This window comes from Protofrankia sp. Cr2 (assembly GCF_963555885.1).
Classification (GTDB): domain Bacteria; phylum Actinomycetota; class Actinomycetes; order Frankiales; family Frankiaceae; genus Protofrankia.
Genome location: NZ_CAUVXG010000005.1, coordinates 13,133 through 27,153, shown reverse-complemented (window position 1 = coordinate 27,153; position 14,021 = coordinate 13,133). Strand labels below are relative to the sequence as shown.

The window sequence follows — 14,021 nt, the reverse complement described above, 5'->3', positions numbered from 1 at the left end:
GACGGCTGAGGCACCCGCGCCGTGGAGCCCGGTCCGCACCGCGAGCGCGGGCCGAGCCGACACCTGTTGAGCGGTCCCCGGCAACCAGCGGCACAACCAGCGGTCACCAGACTCCGAGGCCGTGCTCGGCGAGGGGACCCATCCGAAGTCCCAGATCGTGGCAGCGGGCGGCGAGCTCCGGCAACGCGCCGAGGGCACTGTGCCACGCCTGTGGCGCGGACGTGCAGTCGGAGTCGTGCAGGACGATGGTGCCGCCACCGCGCAGATCGGGCGCGAGGGTGTCCAAGACGCTCAGCGGCGTGGCCGTCGAGGTCCAGTCCCGGCCCCAGGCGGTCCATAACACCGGTATGAGATTCAGCCTGCTGGCGGCGAAGAGGAAACCGGCCGACAGGATGCCGTGCGGCGGCCGGGCGAACCGCGGCTCCTGGCCGGTGACGGTGGTGATCAAATCTCGGGTACGCTTGAGCTGGCGGTAGGTCGACAGTGGCCCCCGCAGCAGCATCGGTCGATGATCCCAGGCGTGGACTGCAAGCTCATGGCCGGCGTCGGCCATCCGCTGGGCGAGGTCGGGTGCCCGCTCCACCATCGTCCCGAGGACGAAGAAGGTGGCCCTTACATCCAGTTCGGTGAGCACATCGAGGAACAAGGGGGTGGACGCCGGGTCCGGGCCGTCGTCGAAGGTCAACGCCACGTGGTCCGGCGCGCCGACCCCAGCAAGGACGGGCACGACCCGCGTTCGCAGGTGACGCAGGGTGGCCACCGAGGGTGCGGCATAGGCCAGGGCGGCAGTGGCACCGAGCACAGCGGTGGCCCGGAAAACCCGCACCGACGAGGTATTCCCGGCCGGACGCACCACCGACGTCACGGTCGACCGTATCCCCGACCGGTCGGGAACCGGCGCGTCCATCATGGCGGACACCTTCCCACACGGTTCGCCCAACGTGGCGTCGCCCCCGGCGTCGCCCCCGATGCCTGCCCGATGCCTGCCCGGCGTCGGCCCGACGCCGGCACCCCGTCAGGACGGTTGACCGGCCGAACAACGAAACTTGCATCCGAGGCATCCGACGGTGTCGGGTGAGGTGAACCGCGGCACGCAACGCTGCACAACGCAACGCTGCACAACGGACGACAGCGCGGGAGAAGGAGGCTCATGCTGGCAGGCGTGGCCGGCGCCCGGCGATCGGGTCCAGCAGCGTCCGACGTGGACGTCATCGTGGCCGGCGCAGGCGTGATCGGTCTTGGGGTCGCGTGGCGCGCCCGGCTTCGTGGGCTGTCGGTGACCATCGTCGATCCCGCGCCGGGATCGGGCGCGAGTAGAACGGCCGCGGGCATGCTGGCCCCCGTCACCGAGCTTCACTACGGTGAGCGGCCGCTCCTGGAGCTGAACACCGCTTCTGCGCTGCGTTACCCCGCCTTCGTCGACGAGCTGGAACGCAGCAGTGGTTGCGACATCGGTTACCTGCGGTGCGGGACGCTGGTGGCAGCCTGGGACGCTGCGGACATGGCCGGTCTGCGTGACATCCACGGCTTCGCGCGGTCGCTGGGTCTGGAGACCGAACTGCTGACCCGACGGCAGTTGCGCGCCCGGGTCCCGGCATCGGCGAGCGGGCTCGTCGGAGCACTGGCTGCGCCGGGTGACCACCAGGTCGACAACCGCCTTCTGCATCACGCGCTGCTGCGGGCATGCGAGCGGGAAGGGGCGCGCATGGTCCGGGTGGCCGCGCGGGAATGGCTGCTGCGCGGTGGTCGGGTCGTCGGGCTACGGCTCGCCGACGGCACCGACCTGACAGCGCCGGTGGTCGTGCTGGCCGCCGGAGCGTGGTCGGCCCGGATCGGTGGGCTGCCACCGGAGGCCCTCCCCGCGGTCCGACCGGTCAAGGGCCAGACGCTGCGGCTGCGGACCGTCGGGCCACCCCTGCTGACCTGCGTGCTGCGGGGCTCGGTGCGCGGCTGCCCGATATACCTGGTGCCGCGCGGCGACGGTCGGGTCGTGGTCGGGGCCAGCAGCGAGGAGGTCGGATTCGACGTACGCCCGCGTGCCGGCGCCGTGTACGAGCTCCTGCGCGATGCCCAAGCCCTCATGCCGGGGTTGGGTGAGGCCGAGCTCGAAGAGGTGAGCACCAGCCTGCGGCCCGCATCGCCCGACAACGCCCCGCTCATCGGCCCGTCTCGGGTGCCCGGACTCGTGCTCGCCGTCGGCCACTACCGCAACGGCGTGCTGCTCACCCCGGTGACCGCGGATGCCATCGCCGGCCTACTCGCCGACGGTGCGATGCCCTCCGAGGTCGCACCGTTCACCCCGGCACGGTTCGAGCCCGCGGTAACCCCGAGCAGGCACTGAGGAGGATGTCGGATGACTCTCACCGTGAACGGCAAATCCATGCAGGTACCGGCCGGCACCACCCTGCACCAGCTCATCGCGGACCTGGCCGGGGCTGGCCGGGGAACCGCCGCCGCGGTCGACGGCGTTGTGGCCCCCCGCAGCCGATGGGCGGAGCTGGAGCTGCACACCGGCCAGCACGTGGAGATTCTCACCGCGACCCAGGGAGGTTGACATGGCCGACGATGTCCTGGTCATCGCAGGCGAGGAGCTCGCTTCCCGGCTGATCATGGGTACCGGTGGGGCGCCGAGCCTGGCCGTCATGGCGGCGGCGATCGAGGCGTCCGGCACGGCCATGTGCACGGTGTCCATGCGACGGGTCGATACCGCTACACCCGGATCGGTGCTGGACATGCTCGCCGGTTGCGGTGTCCGGGTACTGCCGAACACCGCCGGGTGCCGCACCGCCCACGAGGCCGTCCTGACCGCGCAGCTCGCCCGGGAGGCGCTGGAAACGGACTGGATCAAGCTGGAGGTGGTCGCGGACGACTACACGCTGCTCCCGGATCCGGTCGAGCTCCTCGACGCAGCCGAACGCCTGGTCGCCGACGGGTTCACCGTCCTGCCCTACACCAATGACGATCCGGTGCTCGCCCGCCGACTCCAACAGACCGGCTGCGCCGCGGTGATGCCGCTGGGCGCGCCCATCGGCACCGGGCTGGGAATCCGCAACAGCCACAACATCGAACTGATCGTCGCCGAGGCCGAGGTTCCCGTCATCCTCGACGCCGGGATCGGTACCGCCTCCGACGCGGCGCTGGCCATGGAACTCGGCTGCGACGCCGTGCTGCTCGCATCCGCGGTCACCCGGTCCCAGGACCCCGCCCTCATGGCGGCGGCCATGGCAGCCGGCGTGACCGCCGGGCGACTCGCGGCACGGGCCGGGCGCATACCCCGGCGTCACCACGCACGGGGTTCGTCGCCCACCCACGGAACCGCGGTGTTCTGACCGGACGGGGATGGCTTTATATAGTTATATAAGTTTGCTGAAATATATTGACAATCTCTTTTAACATCACTATCATTACATACCACATCGACGCGAAAGATCCGGGTGGTCCCGCTTTACCGGGCCGCCCGGATCGTTTTCGTCCACCCGGGCGAAACCCCGTCGACAAGGATCCCGGCATCAAAAGAACACGTCTACCCAGCCACTTCCTGTGCAGACGTCGGCCATATTCGTCAGGAGGTCGAGAAGTGCCACAGTCCACGAGTCCACCCGGGCCGATACTCTCCGTAAGACGAGAAGATATCGAAGGTATTTGTCCTGAATGCGGCGAAACCGGGTTACAACGTTATCCGGTGCTGTCCGACGGCGGCTGGTTCGAGGTCGTGAAGTGTCGCGAGTGCCTCTGTTCGGTATCCCGCACACCCTGGTCGCGCCTTGGCACGGTCATGCGACTGGAGGACACCCTGTGATGGACAGGAAGATTGTCGGTGTCGATGTCGGCGGCACCTTCACCGACGTGGTCGCCATCTCCGACGGCCAGATCAGGGTCACCAAGGTGCCGACCGACGTCCGGACGAGCGAGACCTCGGTCCTGCGCGGAGCCGCGGACATCGACGTCGCCACGGCGGACGTGTTCAATCTCGCCAGCACCGCCGGTCTCAACTCGATCATCACGAGGCGCATTCCCAAAATCGCCTTCCTGACGACACTCGGCCACCGCGACATCCTCGACCGAGGCCGACTGGTACGGCCGTGGACGGCACTGACCGACATGTCATGGCGTCGCGGTATCGGCGACGCCTCCCGGCCCCTGGTGCCGCGGTATCTGCGGCGCGGCATCAAGGAACGGATCACCGCCCAGGGCGACGTCCTGATCGCCCTGGACGAGGACCAGGCACGCGATGAACTGCGTATCCTCGCTACCTGCAACGTCGAGGGCGTCGCGATCTGTCTGATCAATTCCTACGTCGACGGGGCGCACGAGCGGCGGCTGCGCGAGCTCGTCGCCGAGGAACTCGGTGACGTGGTCTGCTCGATCTCCAGCGGGGTGTCGCCGCTGGCCAAGGAGTACGGCCGCGCGTCGACCACCGTTGTCGACGTCATCATGAAGATCAAGTACACCCGGTACACCGATCGACTGACCACCGGCCTGCACGACCTCGGCTTCACCGGGACGTTCAACTACGCGGACTGCGCAGCCCGGCTGATGCCGGCCGACTACGCGATGGAGCAGCCCTACCGCCTCGTCGTCGGCGGGCCCGCCGCGGGTACGGTGTCCAGCGCCCACTTCGGCCGGCTGATCGGTGACGAGAACCTGCTCTGCGCGGACGTCGGCGGCACGTCGGTCGACATCAGCGTGGTCATCGACGGCAAACCGTGGTCGAACACGACCTTCGAGCTCGAACACGACCTTGTCATCAACGCACTTTCCACCGACATCGTGACGCTTGGTGCCGGTGGCGGCAGCATCGTCGCGATCACCCCGACCGGCGAGATCCAGGTGGGTCCGGACAGCGCCGGTGCCGACCCCGGGCCCGCAGCCTACGGCCAGGGCGGAACCCGCCCCACCCTCACCGATGCCGGGCTGCTCATGGGAGTACTGTCCGCGGACGGCTTCCTCGGCGGCACGATGGCCCTTCATCCCGAACTGGCCCAGGCCGCTTTCGAAGGCCTGGACACATCCCTGTCCCTGGGACAACGGGTCGCCTTCGCGTGGAAGATGGGCCTGAACAACATCGCCGAGGGCCTGCTGAACATCGCCATCCGCCGGGGGATCGACCCGCGCGACTTCAGCCTGGTCGCGTTCGGCGCCGCGGGACCGATGCTGCTTCCCTCCCTGCTGGACCTCGTCCCGCTACGACGAGTGATCATTCCTCCCCATCCGGGCCTGTTCAGCGCGCTCGGTCTGGTCAGCTCGGACCAGGTGTTCTCCGACCAGCGCAGTGCCTACACGTTCCTGTCCCCCGAAGCCGCGGACACCATCGACCGGCTGTTCCGGGAAATGGAGGACGGCCTGCTGGCCCGCCAGGGCATCGACGCGAACGCGGTCAGGATCGTTCGCAGTTTTGACGGCCGGCTCTACGGCCAGAGCTGGGAGACCCCCTTCGTCGAGGTACCCGGGGGGACCATCACCGCGGACACGGTCACCACAATGATCGCGACCTTCCACGATGCCTACCAACGGCGCAACAGCAACCGCTTCGAGATGTTTCCCGTCCAGGGCGTCACCTTCCGGGTACAGATGATCGTTCCTTCCGACAAGGCCGAGTACCCCAAACTCGAAATCGCCTCGGACGTGGCGCCACAGGCCGACACGACGACGATGCTGCGCCATCTCTATGAACGCGACGTCCCAGCGCCCGAATACCAGCGCCCGAAGCTACTGGCGGGACATCGGATCACGGGACCAGCCATCATCCGCGAGCCCATGTCCACGACGTTCGTGCCAGTCGGCCACACGGCAACAGTCGGGGAATACGGCGAGCTCAGCATCGCCTGAGCCAGGCGAACCAGCTTCTTGCAAAGGATAGGGATGATGACGACCCAGACCGGAAGTCGCGGTGGCGCCGGTCCCGCATTGCGGGACCTCGGCGACACCGAGTTCGAACAGTTCTACCAGTGTGACCGCTTCACGGCATCGGTGCTCTCCAGCCGCTTCCGTTACATCATGGAACACGTCTGCAGCCAGCTCATCACCTACGCGTTCTCGCCGCAGATCCGCGAGTCGACGGACGTCTCCGCCGCCGTCACCGGCCCGCCCTCGCTGAACCACGCGATGCCGGCGGTGGCCCAGACGATTCCGCTGTTTTTCGGCTCCATCCCGGACGCTGTCCGCATCACCCTCGAGGAGTACGGTCTCGACCGCATCGTCGCGGGCGACGTCATCATGGTGAACGACCCCTACCGGGTGGGAACACATCTCAACGACGTCTGTTTCATCCGGCCGGTCTTCAGCGCCGGCGAACTCGTCGGCGCGGTGACGATCCGCGCGCACATGCTCGACTGGGGCGGCCGGACGATCGGCGGCTTCGAGGTCACCAAGACCGACCTCTACGAAGACGGTCTGGTTTTGCCGCCGACCCTGCTCTACAGTGCGGGAAAGCCGGTCAAGTCGACGTTCAGCCTCATTCTCGACAACACGCGTCTCGGTCCGATCGTACTGCCCGACATCCAGACCATCCACACCTCGCTCGAGCTGGGCGCCGGCCTTCTCCTGGAAACCGTGGAGAAGTACGGCCTGCCGGCATATCTGGGTGGCATCCGTTATGCGTGCGACGCTGCCGCGGAGACTATGCGAAACGCACTCGAGCGACTGCCTGACGGAATCTACGAGGGCGAGGAACGGCTCGACAGCGATGGTCTCAGCGACGACGCGGAGCATGTCGTCCGGGTCCGTATCAACAAGCGGGGAGGGCGGGCGGAGTTCGACCTCAGTGGCTCCTCACCCGCGACGAATTCGGCCATCAACTGCTCGTGGCTGGACGCGAAAACCGCCGTGGCCATCGCGCTCAAGTACCTCATCGACCCGAAAAGCCCGTTCACCTCGGCGTCCCTGCGAGACGTCGATGTGCTCCTGCCTGCCGACAGCATCATCAACCCATCGCCACCGCACTGCTGCATGTTCTACTGGGAACCGGTTCTGGCGATCATCAACGCGACCTTCAGCGCTGTCAACGGTGTGCTGGGCGAGTACGCGGTCGCGCCGGACTCATGGGGAGGCACGATTCATTTCGCCAGCGGTGTCACCGCCGGCGGCGCCCCGTGGTTCAGCTCGGCCGGCGCGACCGTGACCCCGTCAGGACCATGGGGTGCCACCAGGGACGGCGATGCCGATTCGAGCCAGCTCATGATGATCTTGAATCTACTCGACGGCGGAACCGAACAGGGTGAGGCCGACAACCCCGTCGTCGTGCTCCGGCGTGACTATCTTCCCGACACCGCTGGTGCCGGGAAGCACCGCAGCGGCTCAGCCAGCGTCACCGACAGCCTGTGGTTGACCCCGGCCGAGCACCGGATCTCCACCTTTCACGTCAAGCGGCCCCCGGGCAACGGCGGCGTGTACGGCGGCCGGCCCGGAACGCTGGCCGGCGGGTGGCTGTGGGACCCCGCGACATCACCGCTCGCGCAGCAGCCCGACATCCTGCCGCTGACCATGTCGAGCCCGATCTACAGTGAGGCGACGCCCCTGATGGGGGTGGTCAACCCCCAGACGCACGAACTCGACCCCGACGGTGAGTACCGCTTCCTGCTCACCCCGGTTGCGGCGTCGGCCAACACGATGATCCGTTTTGTCTGCAACGGGGCGGGTGGCTGGGGAGAGGCGCTGGAACGCGATCCGCTGCAGGTCCTGCACGACGTGCGTGACGAATACGTCACGATCGAAGGTGCGGCGCGCGACTACGGTGTCGTCGTCACCGGCGACCCGGTCAGGGATCCCGAAGGGCTGTCCATCGACGAGACCGCGACCCGGGCGCTTCGCACGTCCCGCGCCACTGCCACTGCCACTGCCACTGCCGGAACATGACGGGAGGATTTCGCCGGTAGGCCCCCCGACCCGGCCCGCCACCGCCATTCGGCATCCCGGCACGGTCCGAAGTTCCGTGCCTCTGGCCAACCTTCCGCCCGTCGATCATACTGCTGTGTGAACGTAATGTGTCATCGATGTGACCGGCTCGGCAGCGGGAACGGGTACCGACACCCGTCCCGAAGGTCGCCGACCGGCAGGTGGAACCACGGAGGTGGCGAATCGTGCAATCGACAAGCCTACGGGACGAGCTTCTCGCCATAACCAGGGCGGTTGCGGAAGCACAACGTCACGTCCGATGCGTGCGCCGCCACGCGCCCAGCTCACGACTGGCCAGCCGTCTTGAGGTGGACGTCCGCCGCGTGTTGGAGGATCTCGACGACCTGGGGGCCGAAACCCTCAGCCGCAGCGAGACGAGCGGCCCGGCCGATGCCGGCACGGCGGACGGCCCGGCCGAGGCCGGCACGGTGGGCACCTCCACCTGCTCGGTGTACTCCGAAGGCCACGAACCCGTCTTCGTGCCGGCCCGCCAGGGCGAGCCGGAGTTCCAGCCCGAATGCGACGACGAGGGGGTTGCCGGCGGGTGGCAGCGGCGTCGCACCGTGTCGCCGCGCCGCGGACGCCGCGTCCAGGTGTGAGCATGGGACGACGGGCCGCGCCACAATCCGCGGCCTGTCGTCGGTCCGCCCCAGCCGACCGGAACGCAGCAGGGAGAACACCACCCAGGGAGAACACACCAGGGCCCCAGCTCCGCGAATCTCCATGATCGTGCTGTGGCCCGGGGGAACCGAGGAGCGCCATGCCGACGCAGACGGATGCCCGTCGTCCCGACAATCGGGGTTCCACCGGAGCCACCGCGCCCAGCACCGGCGCGGCCCGAGCGAGGATCACCCAACCCAGTCTGAGACGGGACCGATGGTGGGTAGCTCCCACCATCACGGTGGCCGTGCTCACCGGCTTCGTCGTCTACGGGACGTGGGCGGCGTTCCGCAACGGCGACTACTATGCGCATCCGTACCTGTCGCCGTTCTATTCGCCCTGCCTGACCGACTCCTGCCCGACCGATGCGCTCGGCTCCGGACTGCTCGGCGATGTGCCCTGGATCTCACCCGCCATCCTGATTCTGGCCTTCCCGCTCGGTTTCCGGCTCACCTGCTACTACTACCGGAAGGCGTACTACCGATCATTCTGGTGGGCGCCGCCGGCCTGTGCGGTTCCCGACGCCCGGCGTCGGTACAGCGGTGAGACCAGGTTTCCGTTGCTGCTGCAGAACCTGCACCGCTACTTCCTGTACTTCGGCGCCTTGTTCGTGGGTCTGCTCACCTATGAGGCTGTCCAGGCGTTCAGCTTCGACGGCGGCTTCGGTATCGGCGTCGGCACCGGCTTCCTCGCGGTCAACGTGGTACTCCTCGGCCTCTACACGTTTTCCTGCCATTCGTTCCGGCATCTGTGCGGGGGCGGGCTGCGAACCCTGTCCGCGCATCCGGTGCGCCGGCGGCTGTGGCGGGGGGTTTCGGCGCTCAACCGGCGCCACCTCGTGTGGGCCTGGTCGAGCCTTCTGTGGATCATGGCCACCGACTTCTATATCTGGCTGGTCGCCAGCGGTCATGTCCACGACTACCACTGGGTGGCGTGAGCGGCCATGACAATGCCACCAATAACAGATAAATCGGTTAAATCTCCTATCTCGGAAACGCATGCATACGACGTCGTGGTGATCGGTGCCGGTGGCGCGGGCCTGCGCGCGGCGCTGGAGGCGCACGAACAGGGTGCCCGGGTCGCGGTCATCTGCAAGAGCCTGCTCGGCAAGGCACACACCGTCATGGCCGAGGGTGGTATCGCGGCCGCGATGGGTAACGTGTGGCCCGAGGACAGCTGGCAGACACACTTTCGCGACACGATGCGTGGCGGCAAGATGCTCAACCAGTGGCAGATGGCCCAGATCCACGCACAGGAGGCGCCTGACCGGGTCTGGGAGCTGGAGGAGTGGGGCGCGGTCTTCGACCGGACGCCCGATGGACGGATCCTCCAACGTGACTTCGGCGGCCACCGCTTCGCCCGGCTCGCCCATGTCGGGGACCGCACCGGCCTGGAATTGATCCGTACCCTGCAGAATCGGCTGGTCAGCAAACGTGTGGACGTCTTCATGGAATGCACGGTGTTGCGTCTCTTGGCGGCGGAACGCCGACAGACCGCGCCGCCGCGGGACCTGCCGTCACAGGACGGGCCGGGGGGTGACGGACCGCCGATCATCGGAGCGCTGGCGTACTGGCGTGAGTCCGGAACTTTCGTGCGTTTCGACGCGCCCGCAGTGGTGCTCGCAACCGGCGGCATCGGCAAGTCCTACCAGGTGACATCGAACTCCTGGGAGTACACCGGCGACGGCCACGCGCTCGCGCTGTGGGCGGGGGCCGCGCTGATGGACATGGAGTTCGTCCAGTTCCACCCCACCGGCATGGTCTGGCCACCGTCAGTGAAGGGAATCCTCGTCACCGAGGGTGTCCGGGGCGACGGCGGTGTACTGCTCAACTCCGAAGGCCGTCGCTTCATGTTCGACTACATCCCGTCGATCTTCGCTGCCGAGACGGCCGACACCGAGCAGGAGGCCGACCGCTGGTACACCGACAAGGTGACCGCGCGCCGGCCACCCGAGCTACTCCCCCGCGACGAGGTGGCGCGGGCCATCAACGCCGAGATCAAGGCCGGACGGGGCTCGCCGCACGGCGGGGTTTACCTCGACATCGCCTCCCGCCGCGACCCGGACTACATCCGCCGTCGGCTGCCGTCCATGTACCACCAGTTCACCGAGCTGGCCGACGTCGACATCACCAGAGATGCAATGGAAGTCGGTCCGACATGTCACTACGTCATGGGTGGCATCAAGGTCGACCCGGCCACCGCGGCGGCGACGGTACCCGGACTGTTCGCCGCGGGCGAGTGCGCGGCCGGCATGCACGGCTCGAACCGGCTGGGCGGCAACTCCCTGTCCGACCTGCTCGTCTTCGGCCGGCGGGCGGGGCTGCACGCCGCACGGTACGCACGGGCGGTACCGGTGGACGCCCGCGGCGTGGCTGACGACGCACAGGTCCACGCGATCGTCGAGCAGGCCCTCGCGCCGTTCGCCGCTGCCGTCGGGCGCACCGCCCCTGCCGCCACTGCTGGGATGACCGGCGCTGCGGGGACAACCGGCACTGCTGCGGCAGCGGCCCCGGAGAACCCCTATCAGCTGCAGCTCAACCTTCAGGAAGTGATGCAGAACCTGGTCGGGATCATCCGGACCGAAGCCGAACTCGTCCGGGCGCTGATGGAGATCGAAGCGTTGCAGGCTCGTGCCCGCCGGGTCGCTGTCGCCGGTCACCGGCAGTACAACCCCGGCTGGCACCTCGCTGTCGACCTGCGGGCGCTGCTCACCGTCGCGGAATGTATCGCCACGTCCGCGCTGGCCCGCCGGGAAAGCCGCGGCGGGCACACCCGCGACGACTTCCCGCAACCCGATCCGGCGTTCGCAACCGTGAACCACGTTCTGCGGCTGCGCGCGGACCGGCTTGTCCTGACCGCCGAACCGCTGCCGGCGCTGCCGGCGGAGCTGGCCCACCTTTTCGAAGCAGCTGCGACCAGCGGAAAGGGCGCCTGATGGCCGCATACAACCTGGCGCTGCGGGTATGGCGGGGCGATGCCGACGGCGGCGATCTGCACGACTTCACGGTCAGCGTCGAGGAGGGCATGGTCGTCCTCGACGCGCTGCACCTGCTCCAGCAGACGCAGGTCCCGGATCTGGCCGTCCGGTGGAATTGCAAGGCCGGCAAATGCGGGTCGTGCAGCGCCGAGGTGAACGGCCGGCCGCGGTTGATGTGCATGACCCGGCTGAATCTGTTCACGCCGACCGACACCATCACCGTGACGCCGCTACGGACGTTCCCGGTGATCCGGGATCTTGTCACGGACGTCTCGTACAACTACGAGAAGGCCGCGCAGGTGCCGGCATTCGCGCCAGGGCCGCCCGCCGGTGCCGACGGACACCACCGGATGCGGCAGGAGGACGTCGACCGCGTCCAGGAATTCCGCAAGTGCATCGAGTGCTTCCTGTGCCAGACAGTCTGCCACGTCATCCGAGACCACGAGGAGAACAAGCCGGTCTTCGCCGGCCCTCGGCTGATGGTCCGGTATGCCGAACTGGAGATGCACCCGCTGGATACCGAGGACCGACGGGAGCTGCTGCGTGAGCAGGCCGGCATCGGCTACTGCAACATCACGAAATGCTGCACGGAAGTGTGCCCGGAACACATCACAATCACCGACAACGCGATCATTCCGCTCAAGGAGCGGGTGGTCGACGCCTCCTACGACCCGCTGGTGTGGCTCGGCAACCGCATCTTCCGCCGACGGCGCTGAGCGCGACCGGCGCCGACACGGCCGTCGGCCATGGGTAACGCACCCATGGCCGACGGTCCGCTCAACGGCGGGGGTCGATGCTCAGACCGTGCCCGCCGCGACGAAGGTGTAGCCAAGCTTCTTGATCCCCGCAACGGTGTCGCGTAGGTACGCCTTGCCGTAGTAGGGGTGGTAGAAGAAGCTCGCGAACCCGTCGCGAATCACGAGGTTTCGCTTGGCTGCGTCGACCAGGTCGGCCGGCAGCCGGGCCGGGTGGTTGTTGAACGGCTCCGGCTCGATGTTCCCGATGTTCTCCGGGATGATGTAGGTGCCGTTCACGTCGGTGACCGGGTACGGGAAGAACTGACCACCGTATTTGGTAGCGTCGACGGTGCCGCCGGCAAGCTGGTTACGGAAATACAACCGCCGGTCATAAGCCTTGGTGAACTTGGCGCGCACGGCGGCGTAGTCGGCGGCCGAACCGGCGTAGTGCGGGAACTCGAACGTCGTCGGCACAGGCAGGCCGGCCGCGGTGAACGCGGTGGCGGCGCTGTTCATGCGTCCGGCCGCCCATGCCTGGCTGTCCTCAGCCACCGGACCGTCGTAGACGACGTTGTTCTGGGCGTCGATGTGTGCCCGGAAGAACTCGAAGTCATCGGCGCTGACAGCATCGTATGGATTCGCGACGTTCGAGTACTGGTGGGTGTAGCCGTGCATGAGCAGTGTCCCGCCCTTGCTCACCATGTACTTGAGCGCGCTGACCACGTCAGGTGTGTTCGCCAGGGTGGTGTCGACCGGGGTGCCGTTGTTGTACACACCGTTCGGGTCCCGGTAACGCGGGTAGACCGCGACGGAGAATGGCACCTGGACCGACGAGAGGTAGTCGGCCACCGTGCGGAGTTCGGCCGGATCCGCGTCCGGGCCGACGTCCTCGATCCGGACGAGCGCGCGGTGCCGGGTCGCTGTAGCCGGGGCGAGCACGTCGAAGAAGAGGTCCGACAGGGCGATGTAACGATCTGTCGTATCCGTGTAGGCATACGGGATCTCACCGATATAGGTGAGGTTGTTCGACCGCAAGGCCCAGGGGAAGGTCGTCCCGTTGGCGCGGACCGCCTGGGCGAGCACCGTCGCCTTGGTGGTGTCCACGCTGGAATAGGACATGATCCCGCTGCCGTTGGCGGCGTACCGGGTCAGACTGGTGTTCTTGTAGCGGACCTCGGCGACGGAGGAGACATCGAACTGGGACCAGTTCCAGCCGTACGTGGCGGCGAAGGTCGGTGACTGCGCGGTCAGCTGCCAGATGTTGTCGTACATCCACACCACTGGCCGGGTACCAGCCAGCACGTCGGTGAGGAACGCGGTGGGCACCTGCTCGTCGTAGGTGGAGCCGACGTAGACGACCGCCTTGTAGTTCGCCATCTCACCGGCCGTGTATGCGGCCACCGGATGCGCCTTCCAGGTGCCGAAGTGGGAAACGAGGTTCGCCGTCTGCATGGCGTACTGCTCGCCGAGCCAACCCCACTGGCCCGTGGTGTCGTACAGAATCAACGTTCCAGAAGGAGTTGTCGCCACCGTGGTGACGGCGGCCGACTGGATGCGCAACGCCGAGGTGGCGGCCGCTGGACGGACCGTCGCAGGCGCACCGGTGCGGGTGTCCGTCACCGGCCGGGGCCCGCGGCGAGGGGGTGCGGTGGACGGTGGGGGCGGTGGCGCGATCAGCTGACCATCGGCCAACACCTGCGCATCGCTGTGATGCTGCGCTGTTCTCTTGGGATGTGGCCGCTGCGCAGTTGCCG

Annotated in this window: 11 protein-coding genes; 9 read left to right on the top strand and 2 right to left on the bottom strand. The window is 67.6% G+C overall.

The window, feature by feature from the left end; genetic code table 11:
• Positions 1-103: 103 nt before the first annotated feature.
• Complete coding sequence (locus tag U9978_RS04495; RefSeq protein ID WP_322759757.1) at positions 104-910, bottom strand: polysaccharide deacetylase family protein; 807 nt, start codon at positions 908-910, stop codon at positions 104-106.
• A gap of 240 nt (positions 911-1,150) precedes the next feature.
• On the opposite strand from U9978_RS04495, the gene thiO reads away from it, so the two are divergent.
• The 9 genes from thiO to U9978_RS04450 all read left to right on the top strand — a co-directional run bounded on the left by thiO (position 1,151) and on the right by U9978_RS04450 (position 12,246).
• Positions 1,151-2,341, top strand: coding sequence for a glycine oxidase ThiO (gene thiO, locus U9978_RS04490; RefSeq protein WP_322759756.1), 1,191 nt, complete (start codon positions 1,151-1,153; stop codon positions 2,339-2,341).
• Between the two features lie 12 nt (positions 2,342-2,353).
• Positions 2,354-2,554: a sulfur carrier protein ThiS gene (thiS, locus tag U9978_RS04485; protein ID WP_322759755.1), complete on the top strand. Its 201-nt coding sequence runs from the start codon at positions 2,354-2,356 to the stop codon at positions 2,552-2,554.
• 1 nt (position 2,555) lies between these two features.
• The gene (locus U9978_RS04480) at positions 2,556-3,329 is read left to right on the top strand and encodes a thiazole synthase (protein ID WP_322759754.1); all 774 of its coding nucleotides are present in this window, start codon (positions 2,556-2,558) and stop codon (positions 3,327-3,329) included.
• A 469-nt stretch (positions 3,330-3,798) separates the two neighbouring features.
• The gene (locus U9978_RS04475; protein ID WP_322759753.1) at positions 3,799-5,829 is read left to right on the top strand and encodes a hydantoinase/oxoprolinase family protein; all 2,031 of its coding nucleotides are present in this window, start codon (positions 3,799-3,801) and stop codon (positions 5,827-5,829) included.
• A 36-nt stretch (positions 5,830-5,865) separates the two neighbouring features.
• Complete coding sequence (locus U9978_RS04470) at positions 5,866-7,854, top strand: hydantoinase B/oxoprolinase family protein (protein WP_322759752.1); 1,989 nt, start codon at positions 5,866-5,868, stop codon at positions 7,852-7,854.
• Positions 7,855-8,078: 224 nt separating this feature from the next.
• On the top strand, positions 8,079-8,492 hold the full coding sequence (locus U9978_RS04465) for a hypothetical protein (RefSeq protein WP_322759751.1): 414 nt from the start codon (positions 8,079-8,081) through the stop codon (positions 8,490-8,492).
• Positions 8,493-8,653: 161 nt separating this feature from the next.
• Positions 8,654-9,490 (top strand): hypothetical protein, encoded by an 837-nt coding sequence (locus U9978_RS04460; protein WP_322759750.1) that lies wholly within the window; start codon positions 8,654-8,656, stop codon positions 9,488-9,490.
• A gap of 12 nt (positions 9,491-9,502) precedes the next feature.
• Positions 9,503-11,488 carry a fumarate reductase/succinate dehydrogenase flavoprotein subunit gene (locus U9978_RS04455; protein WP_416210849.1) on the top strand — a complete coding sequence of 662 codons (1,986 nt, stop codon included), beginning with the start codon at positions 9,503-9,505 and terminating at the stop codon, positions 11,486-11,488.
• Positions 11,488-12,246, top strand: a complete 759-nt coding sequence (locus U9978_RS04450) for a succinate dehydrogenase/fumarate reductase iron-sulfur subunit (protein ID WP_322759748.1) — start codon at positions 11,488-11,490, stop codon at positions 12,244-12,246. Before U9978_RS04455 ends, U9978_RS04450 begins: the two co-directional genes overlap by 1 nt.
• 81 nt (positions 12,247-12,327) lie before the next feature.
• On the opposite strand, the gene U9978_RS04445 is transcribed toward U9978_RS04450, so the two are convergent.
• Positions 12,328-13,962 (bottom strand): polysaccharide deacetylase family protein, encoded by a 1,635-nt coding sequence (locus U9978_RS04445; protein ID WP_322759747.1) that lies wholly within the window; start codon positions 13,960-13,962, stop codon positions 12,328-12,330.
• Positions 13,963-14,021 lie beyond the last annotated feature (59 nt).